General features: G+C 73.8%; 17 protein-coding genes. 10 read left to right on the plus strand and 7 right to left on the minus strand.

Translation table 11 applies throughout. From position 1 onward, the window contains the following. Positions 1 to 194 precede the first annotated feature (194 nt). Positions 195 to 803: a TetR/AcrR family transcriptional regulator gene (locus ACWGIS_RS04590; RefSeq protein ID WP_453360938.1), complete on the minus strand. Its 609-nt coding sequence runs from the start codon at positions 801 to 803 to the stop codon at positions 195 to 197. Positions 804 to 1137: 334 nt separating this feature from the next. Between ACWGIS_RS04590 and ACWGIS_RS04595 the strand changes: the two genes are divergently transcribed. The 4 genes from ACWGIS_RS04595 (at position 1138) to ACWGIS_RS04610 (ending at position 5653) form a co-directional block, all read left to right on the plus strand. After that, entirely contained in the window at positions 1138 to 2046 is a 909-nt protein-coding gene (locus ACWGIS_RS04595) for an alpha/beta hydrolase family protein (protein WP_453360939.1), read from the plus strand. A gap of 152 nt (positions 2047 to 2198) precedes the next feature. Further along, positions 2199 to 3548 (plus strand): sensor histidine kinase, encoded by a 1350-nt coding sequence (locus tag ACWGIS_RS04600; protein ID WP_453360940.1) that lies wholly within the window; start codon positions 2199 to 2201, stop codon positions 3546 to 3548. Further along, the gene (locus tag ACWGIS_RS04605; protein WP_453360941.1) at positions 3545 to 4342 is read left to right on the plus strand and encodes a response regulator; all 798 of its coding nucleotides are present in this window, start codon (positions 3545 to 3547) and stop codon (positions 4340 to 4342) included. Before ACWGIS_RS04600 ends, ACWGIS_RS04605 begins: the two co-directional genes overlap by 4 nt. 108 nt (positions 4343 to 4450) lie before the next feature. Continuing rightward, positions 4451 to 5653: a cytochrome P450 gene (locus tag ACWGIS_RS04610; protein WP_453360942.1), complete on the plus strand. Its 1203-nt coding sequence runs from the start codon at positions 4451 to 4453 to the stop codon at positions 5651 to 5653. A gap of 36 nt (positions 5654 to 5689) precedes the next feature. Here the strand turns inward: ACWGIS_RS04610 and ACWGIS_RS04615 are convergent, their stop codons facing one another. Then, positions 5690 to 6529 carry a diacylglycerol kinase family protein gene (locus tag ACWGIS_RS04615; protein ID WP_453360943.1) on the minus strand — a complete coding sequence of 280 codons (840 nt, stop codon included), beginning with the start codon at positions 6527 to 6529 and terminating at the stop codon, positions 5690 to 5692. Between the two features lie 192 nt (positions 6530 to 6721). On the opposite strand from ACWGIS_RS04615, the gene ACWGIS_RS04620 reads away from it, so the two are divergent. Both ACWGIS_RS04620 and ACWGIS_RS04625 read left to right on the plus strand, forming a co-directional pair. After that, on the plus strand, positions 6722 to 8005 hold the full coding sequence (locus ACWGIS_RS04620) for an adenylosuccinate synthase (protein WP_453360944.1): 1284 nt from the start codon (positions 6722 to 6724) through the stop codon (positions 8003 to 8005). Between the two features lie 123 nt (positions 8006 to 8128). Then, a complete protein-coding gene (locus tag ACWGIS_RS04625) occupies positions 8129 to 8419 on the plus strand; it encodes a hypothetical protein (RefSeq protein ID WP_453360945.1) in 291 nt (96 codons plus the stop codon). A gap of 17 nt (positions 8420 to 8436) precedes the next feature. Here ACWGIS_RS04625 and ACWGIS_RS04630 read toward each other — a convergent pair whose 3' ends face one another. The 4 genes from ACWGIS_RS04630 to ACWGIS_RS04645 form a co-directional block, all read right to left on the minus strand. Next, on the minus strand, positions 8437 to 9087 hold the full coding sequence (locus ACWGIS_RS04630) for a hypothetical protein (RefSeq protein WP_453360946.1): 651 nt from the start codon (positions 9085 to 9087) through the stop codon (positions 8437 to 8439). A gap of 221 nt (positions 9088 to 9308) precedes the next feature. After that, the gene (locus tag ACWGIS_RS04635; RefSeq protein ID WP_453360947.1) at positions 9309 to 11786 is read right to left on the minus strand and encodes a glycosyltransferase; all 2478 of its coding nucleotides are present in this window, start codon (positions 11784 to 11786) and stop codon (positions 9309 to 9311) included. Next, complete coding sequence (locus tag ACWGIS_RS04640) at positions 11783 to 12475, minus strand: GntR family transcriptional regulator (protein ID WP_453361091.1); 693 nt, start codon at positions 12473 to 12475, stop codon at positions 11783 to 11785. Before ACWGIS_RS04640 ends, ACWGIS_RS04635 begins: the two co-directional genes overlap by 4 nt. A gap of 146 nt (positions 12476 to 12621) precedes the next feature. Continuing rightward, positions 12622 to 13977, minus strand: a complete 1356-nt coding sequence (locus ACWGIS_RS04645; protein ID WP_453360948.1) for an aminotransferase class III-fold pyridoxal phosphate-dependent enzyme — start codon at positions 13975 to 13977, stop codon at positions 12622 to 12624. Positions 13978 to 14226: 249 nt separating this feature from the next. Between ACWGIS_RS04645 and ACWGIS_RS04650 the strand changes: the two genes are divergently transcribed. The 3 genes from ACWGIS_RS04650 (at position 14227) to ACWGIS_RS04660 (ending at position 19436) form a co-directional block, all read left to right on the plus strand. Next, a complete protein-coding gene (locus ACWGIS_RS04650) occupies positions 14227 to 16257 on the plus strand; it encodes a serine/threonine-protein kinase (protein ID WP_453360949.1) in 2031 nt (676 codons plus the stop codon). Positions 16258 to 16409: 152 nt separating this feature from the next. Further along, the gene (locus ACWGIS_RS04655) at positions 16410 to 17942 is read left to right on the plus strand and encodes a substrate-binding domain-containing protein (protein WP_453360950.1); all 1533 of its coding nucleotides are present in this window, start codon (positions 16410 to 16412) and stop codon (positions 17940 to 17942) included. Positions 17943 to 18035: 93 nt separating this feature from the next. Continuing rightward, positions 18036 to 19436, plus strand: a complete 1401-nt coding sequence (locus ACWGIS_RS04660; RefSeq protein ID WP_453360951.1) for a M20/M25/M40 family metallo-hydrolase — start codon at positions 18036 to 18038, stop codon at positions 19434 to 19436. A 170-nt stretch (positions 19437 to 19606) separates the two neighbouring features. Here the strand turns inward: ACWGIS_RS04660 and ACWGIS_RS04665 are convergent, their stop codons facing one another. Continuing rightward, positions 19607 to 20347: an SLATT domain-containing protein gene (locus ACWGIS_RS04665; protein WP_453360952.1), complete on the minus strand. Its 741-nt coding sequence runs from the start codon at positions 20345 to 20347 to the stop codon at positions 19607 to 19609. A gap of 268 nt (positions 20348 to 20615) precedes the next feature. On the opposite strand from ACWGIS_RS04665, the gene ACWGIS_RS04670 reads away from it, so the two are divergent. Then, positions 20616 to 20960, plus strand: a complete 345-nt coding sequence (locus ACWGIS_RS04670; RefSeq protein WP_453360953.1) for a YbaB/EbfC family nucleoid-associated protein — start codon at positions 20616 to 20618, stop codon at positions 20958 to 20960. Positions 20961 to 21006 lie beyond the last annotated feature (46 nt).

The following is a 21006-nucleotide window of genomic DNA, read 5'->3' on the forward strand; positions in this document are numbered from 1 at the left end:
CCACACCCCGCCCGCACGACCCCGGCCCGGCACCACGCACCGGGTCGCCCCGCACGCGCCACGCACCGGACCGGGTCGCCCCGCACACCCCACGCACCGCGACCCGGTCGCCCCGCACACCCCACGCACCCGACGCGGGGCGCCCCGCGTACCCGACCCGCGCCGCACCGGAGCGGGCCGCGCCCGTGGGGCACTCACGCTCCGGTCGCGTACACCCCGGCCGTCGCCGCGGCCACCGCGGCCCGGGCCGCCCGGTCCGCGGCGGCCGGGTCGGGGGCCGTTCCCGTGGTGAGCAGGGCGTAGTACAGCGGCGCGGACACGGCGCGCACGACCTGCGCCGGGTCGGTGCCGGCCGGCAGTTCCCCGCGCTCGACGCCGCGCCGCACGCACGGCACCCACTCCGCGACCCGCACCTCGTAGAAGCGGGCCAGCGCCTCCGCCGTACGCGCGTCGCACGTGGCCGCCGCGATGACCGCGCGGAACAGCGCCCCCTGCCGGGGGTCGGCCAGCGTCCGCTGGACCAGCGCGGCGTTGGCGCGCAGGTCCTCCAGCACGGAGCCCAGGTCGGTGCGGTTCAGGGACTGCTCGGCCATGTCGGCGAGGAGGTCGGCGACGAGCCCGGTGACGCTGCCCCAGCGGCGGTAGACGGTCGTCTTGCCGACCTCGGCGCGGCGGGCCACGTCCGCGAGGTCGAGGTGCGCGAAGCCCCGCTCGGCCAGCAGGTCCCCGGCCGCCCGCAGTACGGCGGCACGCACGCGCGCGGTGCGGCCCCCGGGTCGTACGGTGCCGGGCTCGGCGGACATGCGGCCTCCTGGGGATGCGGCGGAAGGGCTACGGCGGACGAGGCTACGGCGCTCGGGACCGCGGCGGACGGAGCTGCGGCGGACGGGGGGACACGGCGGACGGGGGCAGGACGGACGACGGACGCGCCGGCCGGGGTGCGGTGGCCCGAGCCGGGTGCCGGACGTGCGCGACCCCAGCGTAACGAAACAGCAGAACCGTTTAACCCTCACCGAGCGTGACATCCACCTGTCCGCGCACGTCATCGGCCTGATACCGTCCCCGCCAACGGCCGCGTTCCCTCCCGGCCACCTCGTCTTTCCGTCCAATTCCGTTTCGCCGCTGAGAGGTTGGAGCATGCCGGACGACGCCGTCCCCCGTGGTGCCGAAGGCCGTGACGACGTCGCCCGTGACGCCGCCGAAGAGGCGTCCGCCTTCTCGCATCCGGCCGTCGACCCGGACTCCACCGCGGCGTACGGCGGCCACCCCGACCAGGTGATCGACTTCTACGCCCCGCGCGGCCCCGGGGCGACCGTGCCCGCGCCGGTCGTCGTCGTCCTGCACGGCGGCGCGTGGCGGACGGCGTTCGACCGCCGGCACGTGACCCCGCTCGCCGGCTTCCTGGCGCGGCGGGGGTTCGCCGTGGCCAACGTCGAGTACCGGCGCGGCAGCGCCATCCCCGCGCAGGGCGGCACCGGCCCGGTCGCGGGGCGCTGGCCGGACACCTTCGACGACGTCGCGGCGGCGCTCGACGCCCTGCCCGGACTCGTACGGCAGGCGCTGCCCCAGGCCGATCCGCGCCGCGTCGTCGTCACCGGTCACTCGGCGGGCGGGCACCTGGCCCTGTGGGCGTCCGCCCGCCATCTCCTGCCGGCCGACGCCCCCTGGTACCTCGACCGCCCGGCCCCCCTGCGCGGTGTCGTGGCGCTCGCCCCGATCGCCGACTTCGGCGTCGCCGAGAAGCTGGACGTCTGCTCGGGCGCGACGTCCCAACTCCTCGGCGGCGCGGGGAAGTTCGCCGAGCGCAGGGCGTACGCGGACCCGGCCCTGCTGCTGCCGACCGGCATCGCGACCACCCTCGTGCAGGGCCGCGCCGACCTCGTGGTGCCGCAGGCCGTCGCGGAGGCGTACGCGGACGCCGCGGCCAAGGCCGGCGAGGTGGTCGGCCTGACCCTCCTGGACGGCGTGGGCCACTTCCCCCTCATCGACCCCGCGGCGGACGCCTGCGCCGTGGTGGCCGAGGAGATCGCCCAACTGGCCTGGTGACGACGGGGCCGCGGCGCCCCCAGGGCTCCGTACGGGCGGCCGGGCAGCCTCGCCCCGCCGCCGCGGTCCTCCCCGTAGTACCTGAGAAGGATCCGAAAGGACCCCTCTCACTGGGGACGACCGCGGCCCGCCCCCGCCCTACCGTTCTGTACGTGACCGAGACGACCCAGACGAAGACGATGCCGATACCGGCCGGCGGCGCCGACGGGCGCAGCCCCGAGTTCCGGCTGGCCATGGGCGCCCTGCGGAGGCTGCGCCAGGACCTCTTCCACGACGCCTTCGCCTACCGGCCCCTGCCGCCGCTGCGCGGGGACGGCCCGCTCTCCCGCCGGCTCCCCGCGCGGGCCCTGCGGTACGCGGTATGGACCCCGCACGCGCTGGTGACCGCGGCGGCCGCGCTGGTGCTGCTCGTCGCCGCCGCGTCCAGCGTGGCCGCCGGCGGCGTCACGGACCTGCTGACGGTGCTCCTCTCGGTGAGCGCGGTGCTGCTGACCCTGGTGCGGCCGGTCGGCGCCTTCTGGCTCTCCATGGCATCCACGCCGATCGTCGCCACGTTCGGCACCCAGTGGTCGGACTGGCCCTGGGCGCCCGCCAGCTTCGCCACCCACCTGGTCGTCCTCACGGTCGTCGCCGCCCGGACCCGTCCGCGCACGGCGGCCTGGATGTGGACACTGACGGCGGCGTACGGCTTCCTCGTCGAAGCGCTCCTGGGCGGCGGGCACTACGCGAGCAACAGCGTGCCGTTCCTGTTCGTCTCGGCGCTCGCCCTGCTGGTCGTCACGGTGCGGCAGGTGCGCCGCCAGGCGGAGCAGGAGGTGACCGCCCAGCAGACGGTCACGGCCCACGAACGGTCCCGGCGCACGCTGCTGGAGGAGCGCACCAACATCGCCCGCGAGCTGCACGACGTGGTCGCGCACCACATGTCGGTGGTCGCCATCCAGGCCGAGGCCGCCCCGTACCGCGTCGAGAACCCGCCCCCCGAGCTGGAGAAGGCGTTCGCCACGATCCGGGAGAACGCGGTCGCGGCACTGACCGAGCTGCGCCGCGTCCTCGGCGTCGTACGGGCCGAGGACTACGAGGCGCCGGACGCCCCGCAGCCGACGCTCGCCGACCTCGACGCGCTCCTGGCGAACGTGCGCGAAGCGGGCCTGCCCGTCGACAAGGCGGTCACCGGAGCGGTGCGCGAGCTGCCGCAGGGCGTCGAGCTGTCGGCGTACCGGATCGTGCAGGAGGCGCTGAGCAACACCCTGCGGCACGCGCCCGGCGCGACGGCCCGTGTCGAGATCGGCTACGTGCTCGGCGGACTCGGCCTGCGCGTCGTGAACGGCCCGGCCCCCCGGCCGACGCCGCAGAAGTCCCCGCACGGCGCGGGGCACGGCATCACGGGCATGCGCGAGCGCGTCACGATGCTGAACGGCGAGATGACCGCGGGCGGCACGGACGACGGCGGGTACGAGATCTCGGTCTTCCTCCCGGTGGCCCTCGCCGGGGAGTCCGCATGACGGGCGACACGGCCGACACGAACGGCGGCGCGTTGAACGGCACCCGGGGCACCGACGGCACTCCTGGCACCAACGGCCCCTCTGGCACCGACCGCGCCGGCCAAGGGAACCGCCCGGCCGCCGCCCCAGGCACCATCCGCGTCCTGATCGCCGACGACCAGGTGATGGTGCGTGAGGGGTTCTCCGTGCTGCTCGGCGCGATGCCGGACATCGAGGTGGTCGGCGAGGCGGTCAACGGGCGCGACGCCGTGCGGCGGGTGCGCGAGCTGTCCCCGGACGTCGTCCTGATGGACATCCGCATGCCGGAGCTGAACGGCATCGAGGCGACGCGGGAGATCGTCGCCGCGGACGGCGCGGCGAAGGTGCTGGTGCTGACCACCTTCGACCTGGACGAGTACGTGTACCAGGCGCTGCGGGCCGGAGCCTCCGGGTTCCTGCTGAAGGACGCCTCGGCCCGTCAGCTGGCCGACGGGGTGCGGGTCGTGGCGTCGGGTGAGGCGCTGCTCGCCCCCTCGGTGACCAGGCGGCTGATCACGGAGTTCTCCAAGCTCGCGGAGGCACCCCGGTTCCCGGCGGGGGCGCAGGCGGCGTACGGGGAGCTGACCGAGCGGGAGACGGAGGTCCTGGTGCTGATCGCGCAGGGCCTGTCGAACGCGGAGATCGCGAGCCGCCTGGTCGTCGCCGAGTCCACCATCAAGACCCACGTCAGCCGGATCCTCGTGAAGCTGGGGCTGCGCGACCGCACGCAGGCGGCCGTGTTCGCGTACGAGGCCCGGCTGGTGCGACCGGCCTGAGGAGCCCGGCCGGGAGGCGCGGGCCGGCCCGGCGGCGGGAGGGGGACGCGGCCCGCCACGGGCCGACACCCCTGGTCAGCCGGGGGTGCGGCGGGCTAGCGTCCGGACATGACTGCCTTCGACCCCTGGGACCCGGCGTTCCTCGCCGACCCGTACCCCGCGTATGCCGAGCTGCGTGCCCAGGGCCGCGTGCACTTCTTCGAGCCGACCGGCCAGTGGCTGGTGCCGCACCACGCGGACGTCTCGGCGCTGCTGCGGGACCGGCGCCTGGGCCGCACGTACCGGCACCGGTTCACGCACGAGGAGTTCGGGCGCACGGCACCGCCCCCGGAGCACGAGCCGTTCCACGTCCTGAACGACCACGGGATGCTCGACCTGGAGCCCCCGGACCACACCCGGATCCGGCGGCTGGTGTCCAAGGCGTTCACACCGCGTACGGTCGAGCGGCTGCGTCCGTACGTGCACGGGCTGGCGTCCGAGCTGGTCGCGGACCTGGTGGCGGCGGGCGGCGGCGATCTGCTGACCGATGTCGCCGAGCCGCTCCCGGTGGCGGTGATCGCCGAGATGCTGGGCATCCCGGAGCAGGACCGGGCGCCGCTGCGGCCCTGGTCGGCGGACATCTGCGGGATGTACGAGCTGAAGCCGTCCCCGGAGACCGCTCGGCGGGCGGTCCGCGCGTCCGTCGAGTTCACGGAGTACCTCCAGGAGCTGATCGCGGTCCGCCGCGAGGAGCCGGGCGACGACCTCGTCTCGGGGCTGATCGCGGCGCACGACGAGGGCGACCGGCTCACCGAGCAGGAGATGATCTCCACCTGCGTGCTGCTGCTGAACGCGGGGCACGAGGCGACCGTCAACGCGACGGTGAACGGCTGGTGGTCGCTGTTCCGGCACCCCGGCGAGCTGGCGGCCCTGCGCGCCGACCGGTCGCTCGTCCCGACGGCGGTCGAGGAGCTGATGCGCTACGACACCCCGCTCCAGCTCTTCGAGCGGTGGGTCCTGGACGACATCGAGATCGACGGCACGACGATCCCGCGGGGGGCGGAGATCGCGATGCTGTTCGGCTCCGCCAACCACGACCCGGCCGTGTTCGCCGAGCCGGAGAAGCTGGACCTCTCGCGGCGCGACAACCCGCACATCTCGTTCAGCGCCGGCATCCACTACTGCATCGGGGCGCCGCTGGCCCGGCTGGAGCTGGCCGCCTCCCTGGACGCGCTGCTGGAGCAGGCGCCCGGCCTCCGCCCGGTGTCCGAGCCGGAGCGCAGGCCGAACTTCGTGATCCGGGGGCTGGAGGGCCTGCGCGTCGAGGTCTGAGCGCCCGCGCCCGCCGCCGTCCGGGCAGGCGGCGGGTCAGCCGGGAAGGGTCAGGCCCCAGGCGTCCTCGCGGACCGTCCAGGTGCGGGTGCGGACCGGGCCCGTGATCACCGAGTCCGCGCGGTAGCGGAAGTCCGCGCCCGAGACGGTCACGCGCCGGCCCACCGCCCGCAGGGGTGAGGCCTCCGCGCCCAGGGACAGGCGCCGCACCTCCACCTCGGCGCTGCCGCCCGCGCAGGGCGTCACCGACACCGCCTCCACGGGCTGGTCGAGGTCGACGAGGGTCACGCCGTCGACCTCGATCCGCAGGCGGCTGGGGCCGGAGCCGGTCAGGGACGCGGGCCGGGAGGGGCGCGTCGCCAGCGTACGGACCAGGGACTGGCAGGTCCGCAGCCAGGCGTGGCCGGAGGAGTCGTCGGCGGCGGAGCCGACGGTCAGCGGCAGCGAGGGGATCCGCAGCCCGCCGACCACCACACCGTCGCTGTCGTCCACCAGCAGGTCCAGGCGCCGCACGGAGCCCTCAAGGACGCAGCGGGCCGCCGCCACCGCGCCCGTCGGCACACCGAGGGCGCGGGCGAGCGAGAGCGCGCCGCCCACGGGCACCAGGGAGAGCGCGCACGCCGTGAGCTCGCGCTGCCGGTGCAGGAGGGAGACGGCACGCAGCAGCGCGCGGTCGTCGCCGATCACCACCGGCCGCCGGGAACCCCTTCGGGCCAGTGCCCGGGCGAATTCCTCGGGCCCGTCAGGGAGGCACACCTTGGTGGCCGCACCCGCGCTGAGCACGTCTTTCGCGATCCGTACCGACTCCCCGTCGCCGCGACGGGCGACCGGGTCGATGACCACCAGGAGCTGGTCGGAAGCCGCCACCTCGGTCATGCCTCGCTTCCTCGGGTAGCATCTTGGTGCAAGAGCCCCTTGCGCTATTGCGCCAGGGGCTTCGTCTATTCCGGGGCATCCGGTCCGACGGTCGCGGCCAAAGGTGGTCGCCGGCGCACGCTGCCGTACAGCAAAGACAGCAGCGTACGTCCCCGACCTTGGACATGCCCCGCCCGGAAGGGGTGTACGCCTGTGCCCGCACTTGTGCTGCTCGGTGCTCAGTGGGGTGACGAAGGCAAGGGAAAGGCCACCGACCTGCTCGGTGGTTCCGTGGATTACGTGGTGCGCTACCAGGGCGGCAACAACGCCGGCCATACGGTAGTCGTGGGCGATCAGAAGTACGCCCTCCACCTCCTCCCTTCCGGAATCCTCACGCCTGAGTGCACGCCGGTGATCGGCAACGGAGTCGTCGTCGACCCCTCGGTCCTGTTCTCCGAGCTGAACGGGCTCAACGAGCGCGGCGTCGACACCTCCAAGCTGCTGATCAGCGGCAACGCACACATCATCACGCCGTACAACGTCACGGTCGACAAGGTCACCGAGCGCTTCCTCGGCAAGCGCAAGATCGGCACCACCGGCCGCGGTATCGGCCCGACGTACGCGGACAAGATCAACCGCGTCGGCATCCGCATCCAGGACCTGTACGACGAGTCGATCCTGACGCAGAAGGTCGAAGCGGCCCTCGAGGTCAAGAACCAGCTGCTGACCAAGCTCTACAACCGCCGGGCCATCGAGGCCGGCCAGGTCGTCGAGGAGCTGCTCGGCTACGCGGACCGGCTGAAGCCGTACGTCGCGGACACCGTGCTGATCCTGAACGAGGCCCTGGAGCAGGACAAGGTCGTGCTCTTCGAGGGCGGCCAGGGCACGCTCCTGGACATCGACCACGGCACGTACCCCTTCGTGACGTCCAGCAACCCGACCGCCGGCGGCGCCTGCACCGGCGCGGGCGTCGGACCCACGAAGATCAGCCGGGTCATCGGCATCCTGAAGGCGTACACGACGCGCGTCGGTTCGGGCCCGTTCCCCACGGAGCTGTTCGACGAGGACGGCGAGGCTCTGCGCCGCATCGGCGGCGAGCGCGGTGTCACCACCGGCCGTGACCGGCGCTGCGGCTGGTTCGACGCGGTCATCGCCCGGTACGCGACGCGGGTGAACGGCCTGACGGACTTCTTCCTCACCAAGCTGGACGTGCTGACCGGCTGGGAGGAGATCCCGGTCTGCGTGGCGTACGAGATCGACGGCAAGCGCGTCGAGGAACTCCCGTACTCGCAGACGGACTTCCACCACGCGAAGCCCGTCTACGAGACGCTGCCCGGCTGGTCGGAGGACATCACGAAGGCCAAGTCCTTCGCCGACCTGCCCAAGAACGCCCAGGCGTACGTGAAGGCACTGGAGGAGATGTCCGGCGCACCGATCTCCGCGATCGGCGTCGGCCCGGGCCGCGACGAGACGATCGAGATCAACTCGTTCATCTAGCCGGTCCCGTGACCACGGAAAGGGCGCCCCTCGGGGCGCCCTTTCTGCTGGGGCGAAGGGGACGGAGCGGGCATAGGCTGAAGGGGTACGAGTGCGTGCGTCAGCCAGGAGAAGGTGAGTGCGATGCGCGTCATGCTCAAAGCCACGATGGACACCGACAAGGCCAACGAGGCCCTGACGAGCGGCAAGATGCCGCAGCTCATCAAGGAGACAATGGAGCACCTGAGGCCCGAGGCCGCGTACTTCGGCCCCGAGGGCGGCCACCGGACGTGCTACCTCGTCTTCGACATGACGGACAGCTCCGAGCTGCCCCCCGTGGGTGAACCGTTCTTCACCCAGCTCAACGCCAAGGTCGAGGTCTTCCCGATCATGAACGCGGACGACCTCCAGAAGGGCCTCTCCCAGCTCGGCTGACCGCGCCGGGAGTCCCCTCAGCTGAAGATGATCATCGAGCCCTGGGCGAGACTGCGCGTGGCCGCCGCGTGCAGGCCCAGCCAGACGTGCCGTTCACGGGCGAAGGGGCTCGCGTCGTAGGGCGCGGGCGCGGCCGGTTCCTCCAACTCCGTGGGCGCGCGCGGCGGTTCCGGTGCCACGGGCGGATTGCCGGGGTCGATCCCGATCGACGGTCCGACGAACTCCAGCTCCCGCAGCAGGCCGTGGGCCGAGCCCAGCGGTCCGCCGCCCGCCAGCAGCTCGTCGCTGGAGAGCGGGTACCGGAAGTCGACCGGGACGTAGGCGCCCGCGTGGTCGTAGTGCCACACCAGGTGCGACTGCTGGGCGTTCGTCTCGAACATCTCCAGGAGCTGCTCGTAGTCGCCGCCCAGTTCGTCCACCGGGGTCACCGCGAGGCCGCACATCTGCAGCAGGTACGCCCGTCGCAGGAAGTGCAGCGCGTCGTAGTCGAAGCCCGCGACCGGGGCGACCTCACCGGTCAGTCCGGGCATGTACGCGTAGACCGGGACCGGTGGGAGGCCGGCTTCGCCCAGCACCTTGTCGTAGAGCGCGAGCTCTTCGGCGAAGGGGTTGTCGGGGGTGTGGCACAACACGTCGACGAGCGGGACCAGCCACAGGTCACAGGCCAACAGACGACTCCTCTGGTTCGTTGCGCGGCAGCGGCACGACGATGGTCAGGGAAGCGTAATGCGCGCGGCGCCCGCCGGTGACTCCCGGTGCGCAACTCCGGCTCATATCCGTCCCGGGGCGGCACCGGGGGCTGCCCGTCCGCGACCCCGCCCGGGGGCTGGGCCCCCACACCCCCGATCGCCCGCGGGACCGTCCCTCAAACCCCGGCGGCGGTGCGTCCCTACGACGGGCTGAACCCGCCCGCCCCGTCCAGGTCCCACACCCAGGCGCCGCCGGTGAACGTGCCCGGGTGCCCCACCAGCTCGTCCACCGCCTGCCGCAGCGCGTCCTGGTGGACCTGCGGGCCGAGCACCAGCACCCCCGCCTTCCAGTACGCGAGGTCGTAGCGCGCCTGCGCCCGCCAGTTCTTCCCGATCTCCGGGACGGTGCCGGTGTTGGCGATCTCGCGCAGCAGGTTGGACGTGTAGCGGGGCGCGGCGCCGTAGATGCCGACCCGCTCCTCGCCGAACGGGCCGTTGAAGTAGCCGCCCGGCAACCGGAAACCGAGGCCGGCGGTCGTCTGCCAGTGCAGCGCGTCCGCGTTGACGGGGTCGGGCAGCGGCACCGGCACCAGCGACTCGCCCTCGCCGACGTACGGCTTCCAGGTCCCGTCCGCGACGAAGGCGGGGACGTCCGCCCGGTCCACGGACTTCAGCGGCGCCGGGACGAGGGGGAGCAGCGCGGCGGCGACGGCCACCATCCCCAGGTACTGGGTGCCGAGGGCGCGGGTGCGCACGAGCCGGTCGAAGGCGAGCGCCACCAGCATGCCCAGGGCGGGCGCGCAGACCATCGCCACCCGGCCCTCGATGACCGACTCGAAGAGCGGCTTGTCCGACAGGGCCGCCCAGGGGCCGGGCAGCACCACGTCCGTCAGCGGGACCCGGAACCTCGGGCCGAGGGACAGCGCCGCCGCAGCGAGCGCGGTGAAGGCGAGCGCCTTGACGAGCGCCCGGTCCCACAGCCGTACGGCGATGGCGAAGGCGAGCGCCGCCAGGGGCCAGCCGTAGAAGGCGTTCTGCTCGGTGGGGTTCAGGGACAGCGCGCCCGCGGTCTCCGCGTTCCCCGCCACCAGCGAGCGCTCCGCGAAGGAGAGGAGCGCGAGCGGACTGTTGCCCGCGTTGTCGCCGTGCAGCACGCTCTTGTAGCTCTGCGGTCCGGCGAACTGCCAGTACAGGGGGAACGCGACGATGGGCAGGCAGACCGCCGCCCCGATCCCGAGGCCACGGAGCAGCGGGCGCCAGGACGCCTTGGCGACGTCCCGGCGGACCGCCGCGTAGGCCAGCGCGAACAGGGCCATGCCCATCGAGGCGAGCAGCAGCGGCTCCTCGCCCAGGAAGACCTGGTAGGCCGTCATCAGCCCGAGGACGACGCCGTCGCGGACCACCCGGGTGCCGGCGCACAGCCTGAGGGCACGGTCGATGATCAGCGGGATCATCAGCAGGATCACGAAGTTCGGGTGGGCGTTGGCGTGGCTCACCATCGGCGGGGCGAAGGCGGCGAGCGCGGCGCCGAGGAAGGCCGCGCCCCGCTGCCGTACGACCCGCTTGACGATCAGCCAGTACCAGGCGGCGGCCGTGGCGGCGAGGCCCAGCGTCATCACCAGGTTGAGGGAGACCGCGGGGCCGAACAGCAGGGTGACCGGTGCGAAGGGGACGGACAGGCCCAGCATGACCGTGTTGGCCATCAGGTTCACGCCGTCCGGGAAGCCCTGGAAGGTCGTGAACAGCGGGTTGTGCAGATGGCTGACGTTGTCGGCGGTGACCGCGAAGAACCACTCCCACTGGTTCTGGTCCTGGAGCGAGTCGACGAGGTAACGGTCGTCGGGGTTCGTCCAGCGCCCGGAGTACAGGGCCACCGACATCAGCAGGAACAGGGCCGCGGCCAGCACGTCCGCCGGGCCGAGCAGGCGCAGTTTGAGGAGGGAGAGTTCGGCGAGGACCCGCCCGTAGTCCAGCGGCCGCACCTTGGAGCCCGACTGGTGCGCCCAGCGCACCGGGACCTCGGCCACCGGCCAGCCGGAGCGGCGGAAGTGCTGCAGTATCTCGACGTCTATGCCCCAGCCGTTGAGCCGGGAGGCGGCGAACGCCTCGCGGGCGCGGTCGCCGTCGAACAGCTTGAAGCCGCACTGGGTGTCGCGTATGCCGGGCACCGCGACCCTGCGTATCAGGAAGTTGCCGGCGCGGCCGAGGAACTCGCGCAGCCGGTGCTGGTGCGTCTCTATCGTCGCGCCGGGTGTGGCCCGCGAGCCGATCGCCGCGGCCCGGCCGTCGGCGAGCGCCTTGTCGAGGTGCTCCAGCTCCTCGATCGGGGCCGCCAGGTCCGCGTCGGTGACCAGCACGCGCCGGCCGCGCGAGGCGGCGACACCGAGGCGCAGCGCGTGGCCCTTGCCGCGGTTGCTGGGGCTCGCGACGAACCGGACCCGGGGGTCGCGGTCCGTCACCGCCGCGACGACGTCCGCGGTCGCGTCAGTGGAGCCGTCGTCGACGACGATCAGCTCCCACTCCCCGAACCGGCCGTCGTCCTCGCCGAGATGGGTGACGATCGCGTCGAGCGTCGGGCCGAGCCGCCGCTCCTCGTTGTAGGCGGGCACGACGACCGTGAGTTCCACGTCCTTGGCCGGCCTGTCGTCGGGGACGACCGTGTACTGCGGCGCGCTCATCCGGCGGCCAGTCGCTCGACGAGGGCGAGGGAGTGCGCGCTGTACGCGGCGACGATCGCGTGCGCCTGCTCGGGCTCGCGCCGCGCCAGCGCGTCCACGAGTTCGGTGTGCCCCGACCACAGGTGCCCCTTGAGGTCGGTCACCCGCCGCAGGTGCTGGACCGTGCACACCCAGCACTGGACGCGCATGCGGTGCAGGAAGTCGGTGAGGTAGGGGTTGCCGAACAGTCCGGTCAGCTCGCGCCAGAAGCGCAGGTCGTACCCGATGAGGACGTTCAGGTCGCCGGCGACGGCGGCGCGGGCGGCCTCCTCGCCGCGGCGGCGCACCCCGGCGAGCGCGGCGAGGGCCCGCGGCTTGTCCGCGTCCTTCATGGAACCGCCGGCCAGGCTGCGGAACATGCCGTCCGTGATCATGCTCCGGGCCTCGATCATGCCCCGGTAGTCGTCCAAGGAGTACTCGTGGACCCGGAAGCCGCGGTGCTGGACGGAGTCCAGGAGGCCCTGCGCCGACAGGTCGACGAGGGCCTCGCGGACCGGGGTCGCGGAGACGCCGTACTGCTCGGCGATCTCCTTCACCGTGAACTCCTGCCCCGGCTGGAGCCGGCCGGCCAGCACCTCGTCACGGAGGGCGTCCGCGATCTGCTGCCGCAGGGTGCTACGGGTTACGGCGCCGCCGCCGGTGCCGGGCATGGTGTCTGGCTCCCCCATCGCGTACGGGTACGTGGTCGTCGCTCATGTGTGTCTACGAGCACGTCACCTTACGCGGTGGGGTCGCGGCGCCAGGAGAGTCCGTGCGGACGCCCGTGTCCCGGCGGCCGGGGCGGCGGCCGGAGCCGTCACACGGTGTGCTCGTCCGCCACGGACAGTGCCTCGTCCAGCGCGGCGAGGCCCTCCTTGGCCTCCGCCTCGCCGATGTTGCACGGCGGCACGACGTGCGTGCGGTTCATGTTGACGAAGGGCCACAGGCCGTTGGCCTTCGCCGCCGCCGCGAACGCCGCCATGGGCGCGTTGGCCTCGCCGCTCGCGTTGTAGGGGACCAGCGGCTCCCGGGTCTCCCGGTTCCGCACCAGCTCCAGGGCCCAGAACATGCCGGTGCCGCGCACCTCGCCGACGCTCGGGTGCCGCTCGGCCAGCTCGCGCAGCGCGGGCCCGATGACGTTCTCACCGGTCCGGGCCGCCTGTCCGACGACGTCCTCCTCCTCCATCACGTTGATGGTGGCGACGGCCGCGGCGCAGGCCAGCGGGTGCCCGGAGTAGGTGAGGCCACCGGGGTAGGGACGGCGGGCGAAGGTCTCCGCGATCGCCCCCGAGATCGCGACACCGCCCAGCGGCACGTACCCGGAGTTCACGCCCTTGGCGAAGGTCAGCAGGTCCGGCGTCACGTCGTAGTGGTCGGCGGCGAACCACTTGCCGGTGCGCCCGAACCCGGCCATGACCTCGTCCAGGACGAAGACGATGCCGTACCGGTCGCAGATCTCGCGGACCCCGGCGAGGTAGCCGGGCGGCGGGGTCATGATGCCGGCGGTGCCCGGGATGGTCTCCAGGACGACGGCGGCGACGGTCGCCGGGCCCTCGAAGGCGATCGTGTCCTCCAGGTGCTGGAGCGCGCGCTCGCACTCCTGCCGCTCGCTGTCGGAATGGAAGGGGGAGCGGTAGAGGAACGGCGCCCAGAAGTGGACGACGCCGGCGGCGCCGATGTCGTTCGGCCAGCGGCGCGGGTCGCCGGTGAGGTTGATCGCGGTGGAGGTGGCGCCGTGGTAGGAGCGGTAGGCCGACAGCACCTTGGGGCGGCCGGTGTGCAGCCGGGCCATGCGCGTGGCGTTCTCGACCGCCTCGGCCCCGCCGTTGGTGAAGAAGATCTTGTCCAGGTCGCCGGGGGTCCGCTCGGCGATGAGCCGTGCCGCCTCCGAGCGGGCCTCGACGGCGAAGGCGGGCGCGAACGTGGACAGGGTGGCGGCCTGTTCCTGGATCGCGGCGACGACCTTGGGGTGCTGGTAGCCGATGTTGGTGAAGACGAGCCCGCTGGTGAAGTCCAGATACCGCTTGCCGTCGTAGTCCCAGAAGTACGACCCCTCCGCGCCGGCGACGGCGAGCGGGTCGATGAGTTCCTGCGCTGACCAGGAGTGGAAGACGTGCGCGCGGTCCGCGGCCTTCACGGCGGCGCCGGCCTGGGGGTTGGGCTGAGGGGTCATGCCGCGAGGGTAGATGTCGCGGACACGGACGCGACATCGGCGTCCTGTCTGCGGACGAGGGCTTTCCGCGACAGGTTGTCGGCCCGGCGCGGCCGCCCGCCCGGCGGAAGCGGCGGGAGGAGGCGGGCGCCCGCCCGCCGTCCGCGGCCGTCCGCTGTTACGGAACCGTAGACGCCGCCTCGCCCCCCGCCCCGTACGGGCGCATTATCCTCGGGCTGTTGCTCACGTACGGGGGAAGGCGGCGCAGCGATGGAGAAACTGGGGGCCGGTGAGCCGCTGGGGGTCCCCCCGGCCGGGGGCGGGGGAAGGATCGGGGAGTACCGGCTGCTGGCGCGGCTCGGGGCGGGCGGGATGGGCCAGGTGTACCTCGCCCGGTCGGGCCGGGGCCGCACGGTCGCCGTGAAGCTCGTCCGCCAGGAGCTCGCCGAGCAGGAGGAGTTCCGGGCCCGCTTCCGGCAGGAGGTGCAGGCGGCCAAGCGCGTCGGCGGCTACTGGACGGCGCCGGTGCTGGACGCGGACACCGAGGCGGCCGTCCCGTGGGTGGCCACCGGCTATGTCGCGGGGCCCACGCTGCACACCGTGGTGAGCCAGGACCACGGCCCGTTGCCCGAGCGGTCCGTGCGCATCCTCGCCGCCGGGCTCGCGCACGCCCTGAAGGACATCCACGCCGCCGGGCTGATCCACCGGGACCTCAAGCCGTCCAACGTGCTGGTCACGATCGACGGGCCGCGGGTCATCGACTTCGGCATCGCCCGGGCCCTGGAGACCGTCGCCGACGGCGGGCTCACCCGCACGGGCGCGCTCGTCGGGTCCCCGGGGTTCATGGCGCCGGAGCAGGTCCGCGGCGACCGGATCACACCGGCGTGCGACGTCTTCTGCCTCGGCTCCGTCCTCGCGTACGCCGCGACGGGCGCCCAGCCCTTCGGCAGCACCGACAGCGGGGTCCACGCGCTGATGTTCCGCGTCGCGCAGGAGGAGCCCGACCTCTCCGGCGTGCCCGAGTCCCTGTCGGACCTCGTACGGCACTGCCTGCGCAAGGACCCGGCGGCCCGGCCCACCCTCGACGAGATCCTGGAACGGACCGGGGCGGAGGACACCGTCTCCGACGGGCGGGCCCGCGACCCGTGGCTGCCGGGCGCGCTGGTCGCCCAACTCGGCCGTCACGCCGTGCAGTTGCTCGACGCGGAGAACCCGGACGAGCCCGGTGTCACGGCGGGCCGGCCCCCGGCCGTCCCGCCCGCGGGCCCCGCGGAAGCGCCGGACGCCCCCGCCGCGGACGCCCCCGCCTCCGGCGCCGAGGACCCCCGCGCCACCCCGGCCCCCGCCTCTTCCGAACTCGTCAAGCGGCCCGCTCCCGAGGTGCCGCCCGAGCACGCCGCCGCCGGGGCGCCGGGCGGGCCCGTCCCGCCCCCGCCGGGCGGCCCGGCCCCGCTGGACCACCTGCCGACGATGGTCTCCGGGCCCGGCGTCGCGCCCCCGCCGGCCGCCCCGCCCGGGTACGGCTATCCCCAGCAGCACCCGCAGCAGCTCCCGCAGCCCTCCGCGTACGGCTATCCGCAGAGCGGCTGGGGCGCCGGACCGGCCGCCGGGTACGCCCAGGGCTCCACCCCGCCGTACGGGCCGGGCTCCACCCCGCCGTACGGCCCGGGCGCGACCCCGCCGTACGGTCCCGGAGCCGCGCCGCAGCCGCCGGAGCCCGAGCGCCGCAGCGGGCGTTCCACGGTGGCGCTCGTCGCGGTCGCCCTGGTGGTCGCGCTCGGCGCGGGCGGTTCCGTGTACGCGCTGATGAAGGGCGGCACCGACGACGACGGCAAGGCGCCCACGCCGACCCCGACGACCGGCGCCCCGACGACTCCCGGCCCGGACCCCACAGGGTCGCCGGACCCCGTGTCGGAGTCGCCGACCACCAAGGCGCCGAAGGACGGCGGGATCCCGGAGAAGTACCTCGGCACCTGGACCGGCAGCATCGACAACGCGACGGGGCACAACACCCGGCGGCTGGTGATCCAGCAGGGCGAGGCGGGCGACACCGTCCTGTCGCTCACCGCGGACGGGCCGGCCGGCAGCGGCACGTACCACTGCGTGTTCCGGGCCGACCTGGCCGAGACCCCGACCGCCGGCGGCCCCCTGAGGATCGGCCCGTCCGAGGTCGTCGTCGGCGAACCGGCGTCCTCCTGCTCGCCCGGCGGCAGCTCCGAGGTCACCCTGCTGCCGGACGGGCGCCTGCGCCGCGTGATCACCGAATCGGGCCAGGAACTGACGTACACGAAGGGCGGCTGAACCGCCGGCCCGGCCCGCTCCGGGGTGTCCCGCGGGCCGGGTGGCGAACCGCCGCCGAACTTCATCTGCCGTACCCCGGCCGTTCCCCCTCCGAGCCGTACCGTGTCCGCACCGCGCGGCTCGGGGTCCGCGCGGCCCGGGGGAGTGGCCAGGTGGAGTGGCTGAGCGCGGAGAACGTGGTGGCGGTGGCGACCGCCGTGGTCGGCATCGCCGCGTCGGCCGGGATGGTCTGGTACGAGCGCCGGGTGCCCCGGCGCAAGCGGATCGGCTACCGCGTCCAGATGGACAACCCGATCGGTGACGACGTGCGTTCGGGGATCGCCAACGTGCGGCTCGGGCTGTTCGACGAGACGCCCGGGATGGCCGACGCGACGCTCGTGCTGCTGCGGATCGAGAACGACGGCTCCCGGAGCATCGCCGACGACGACTACACCGGACGCGAACGGCACGGCCTCACCGCGGTGTTCACCGGCCGCACCATCCGGGGCGTCTCGGTGACCCAGCCGCCGGGCACCGAGCACCTGATGGGCCACTTCAGCCCGGCGGCCGGCCTGAGCTACGAGGACGGCACCCTGCGCATCCCGCGTATTCCGCTCAACCGGGGCGAGCACTTCAAGCTGCTGGTGCTGCTGTCGGGCGGGGACGTCGGATGCCCGATACGCCTGATAGGCGGCATCCGGGACGGCGTGGTGAGCCCCAACCGCAGTACGACGCCGGACGACAAGCCGCCGCTGTTCAGCCGTCCCGCCCGGCTGATCACCGTCCTGCTCACGGTGTGCGTGGTGACGCTCGCGGCGATCGTCGTGGTCCGCGACGACACCCCGCCGCCGATCGGCTGCGCGCTGGGCACCCTGACGGTGACCGGCTCGACGGCGTTCGCGCCGGTGATGCGGGAGCTGGCCGACAAGTACGAGAAGGACTGCGCGGGTTCGGCGATCACGGTGGACGCGCACGGCAGCACGGCCGGGGTGCGGGAGCTGGAGGCCGCCGGTGCCGAGGCCGAGGGCGGTTCCCCGGCCGTCGTCGCCCTCTCCGACGGGCGCAAGCCGGGCGGGCTGCCCCAACTGCGGGAGAGCCGCGTCGCGGTGTCCGTGTTCACGCTCGTCGTCCACGAGGACATCACCGTCAAGAGCCTGTCCCGTACCGACGTGCGCCGGGTGTACCGGGGGGAGATCAGGAACTGGAAGCAGCTCGGCGGCCCGGACCGGCCGGTGGTCCTGGTCAGCCGCGACGCCAACTCCGGTACCCGGCAGGTGTTCCAGCGGCGCGTGCTGGGGCGCGGCGAGATCGCCAACTCCTCGCTGGACTGCGTCCACAAGGACGACGCCTCGGCCCCGGTGGTGCGCTGCGAGCTCGACTCCACCGAGCAGGTGCTGAACACGGTCGCCCGGGTGCCCGGCGCGATCGGCTACAGCGAGCTCAACCTCGCCACCGGCTTCGACGGGCTGCACCGGCTCGCCCTCGACGGTCACGACCCGTCAGTGGAGGAGCTGGAGCACGGGATCGGCGACTACCCGTACCGCGAGATCGAGTACGCCTACATCTACGGCCGTCCGCCCGCCGACTCCCTGACCTCCAGTTTCCTGGACTACATCAGCCGCGGCGGCGGCCAGGACGTCATCCGCACGCACGGTCATCTGCCGTGCGGGACGCCGGTGGGGCTGCGGATCTGCGGCCAGGACTGACCTGTCCGGTCCGCGCCCTTGCCCGCCGCTTGTCGCGTACACGACTCTGGCACGGTCCGTTCCACTCGCCGCGCGCCGGCCACGGGAGGCATCATGCGGCCCAGCAGGAGATCGGTCCTCACCGCGACGGCGGCGGGCGCGGGGGCCACGGCGCTGGGGGCACCCGGTGCCGCGGCGGGTACCGGCGCCGCCGCCCGGCCGCCCGCGACCGCCCAGCCGCCCTCCCGCGAACTGCGCGCGCTGCTGCGGGAGATCGACCGTGACCGCGTCGAGGCGACGGTCCGCGCGCTGGTCTCCTTCGGCACCCGGCACACCCTCTCCGCGCAGGACGACCCGGTGCGCGGCATCGGCGCGGCCCGCGACTGGCTGCTGGCCGAACTGCGGTCCTGCGCTGCCGTGTCGGGCGGCCGGATGACCGTGGAACTCCAGTCGTACGTCCAGGAGCCGGCGAGCCGCATCCCGACGGCGACCCGCATCACCAACGTGGTGGCGACGCTGCGCGGCTCCCTCACCCCGGACCGGATCTACGTCGTGTCGGGGCACTACGACTCCCGCGCCACCGACGTCATGGACGCCGTCTCGGACGCGCCCGGCGCCGACGACGACGCGTCGGGGGTCGCGGTCGTCCTCGAACTGGCCCAGGTGATGGCACGGCGCAGGCCGGCCGCGACGATCGTCTTCGCGGCGGTCGCCGGGGAGGAGCAGGGCCTGTACGGCGCCGCGCACATGGCGGAGCGGTTCAGGGCGGCCGGCGCGGACGTGCAGGGCATGTTCACCGACGACATCGTCGGCAGCTCCACGGCGGACGACGGCACCCGGGACCCGTACACGGTCCGGCTGTTCGCGGAGGGCGTCCCGAGTTCGGAGACCCCGGAGCAGGCCGCGGTCCGCCGCTCGGTGGGCGGGGAGAACGACTCACCGGCCCGGCAGCTGGCCCGCTTCGTCCGGGACACGGCCGACAACGACGCGACCGGCATGCACGTCCGGGTCGTCCACCGGCGCGACCGCTACCGGCGCGGCGGCGACCACATCCCCTTCCTGGAGCGCGCCTACCCGGCCGCCCGCTTCACGGAGCCGGCCGAGGACTTCGCCCACCAGCACCAGGACGTGCGCGTCGGCGAGGACGGCACGCGGTACGGGGACCTGCCGGAGTTCTGCGACTTCGGGTTCGTCGCGCGGGTCGCCAAGGTCAACGCGGCGGCGCTGTGGACCCTCGCCCAGGCCCCGGGCACCCCGCGCGGCGGCCGGATCGCGACCGCCGCCCTCACCAACACGACCACGCTGACCTGGACCCGGGGCACGGAGCCCGACCTCGCGGGCTACGAGATCGTCTGGCGCGAGACCACCGCGCCCGAGTGGACCCACGTGATCGACGTGGGCGACGTGACCTCGCACGAGGTCGGCCTGTCCAAGGACAACGTGTTCTTCGGCGTCCGCGCGGTGAACCGGGCCGGGCTCAGAAGCCCGGTGGCCTTCCCGGCCCCGGCGCCGTAGCCCGGGCACCCCGCCGGGCGGGGAGGGCGTCACGTGGTGAACCGGCCGGGTCGAGAGGTCCGGCGGCCTTCGCGGACCCGGCCCCGGAGCCTCAGCCCCCGGGTACCCCGCCGACCGGCCCGGACGCCACCGGGGCTCCGGCGGGCACGGCGTTCCCGGCGGCGGGGACGTCACCGCGGCTCCGGCGGGCGCTGGCGGGGCATGTTCGGGCGGGCGCCCGGCGGCAGCGGGAAGCGGCTCGGCGGCGTGCCGTCCACCCGGGGCACCCCCACCACGGACGTCTGCATCCCCAGCGGCGCCGAACCCGTGCGGAACTCGACCATCCAGTCCGCCGTCTCCGCCCGCACCAGCTCGGTCACGTCCTCGCAGAACCGCCGCAGCACCCCGAGGCAGCGGTCGGCGGCCTCCCCGGCCGTCCCCTCGGTCGGGCCCAGCACCTCGCGCACGCTCTCCGACGCCCAGTCGAACTGGAGCACCTGGAGTCTGCGCTGCACGGCCTGCGCGGTCGCCACGTCCCTCATCCACCCCGACGTCACGCCGAAGAACCGGTCGCCGGCCACGCACGCCACCGCGAGCAGCAGCGCCAGGCACCCCCAGGAGGCGACCCCGGCCAGCACGCCGGTGAGGTCGAGCAGCGGCAGCGCCGCACCGGTGACGGCCCCCGCCGCCGCGCCGGTCCGCAGCGCCCGCGCCCCGCGCCGCTTCCACACGCGGTCCGCGAGGTACCAGGTCGCCGTGTCCAGCGCGCCCTGCTCCACCCACCGGTACAGCTCGTGCAGGTGCTCCGCGGGCTCTCCCCAGTCACCCAGCGGAAACGGCCGTCCGGTGACGTCGCCCGGCCGGGGACCCGCGGCGTCCTCGCCACGTCCGTCCCGGGGCGGCCCCTCGGGCTGCATCTCCGGCTGGCTCACCCGGCACTCCCTACTCATGACGTTGCGTGACGGCCGCTCGACGCCTGTGACGGCTGGTGCTGGAGCGCCGCCCCCTTTCCTACCGCCCAATGGGTGGCGATGGCCCGGGTTTCAGCGCTTTTCCGCCCGGAAGTGGGCCTTGATCAGGTATAGGCTTTCGGGTCGCCTCACTCGAAAGAGTGCTTGGGCGGCCGACCCCCCGACCACGTAGGCTCGTGCTGGACGGGAAACCCCCGCCCATACAGCCGTACGAAACCAGGAGCTGATCGTGATTCCCGGTGGTGGCCAGCCCAATATGCAGCAGCTGCTCCAGCAGGCCCAGAAGATGCAGCAGGACCTCGCGACCGCGCAGGAGGAACTGGCGCGCACCGAGGTCGAGGGCCAGGCCGGCGGCGGTCTGGTGAAGGCGACGGTGACGGGATCCGGCGAGCTCAAGGCGCTGCGGATCGACCCGAAGGCCGTGGACCCCGAGGACACCGAGACCCTCGCTGACCTGGTCGTCGCGGCCGTCCAGGCGGCCAACGAGAACGCCCAGACGCTCCAGCAGCAGAAGCTCGGCCCGCTCGCCCAGGGTCTCGGCGGCGGCAGCGGCATCCCCGGTCTCCCCTTCTGACGCGGGGGCGGGGCCGGAGCCGCCGGTTCGGGGCCCGGCCCGCCTT

Source organism: Streptomyces sp. NPDC054842 (assembly GCF_053611025.1).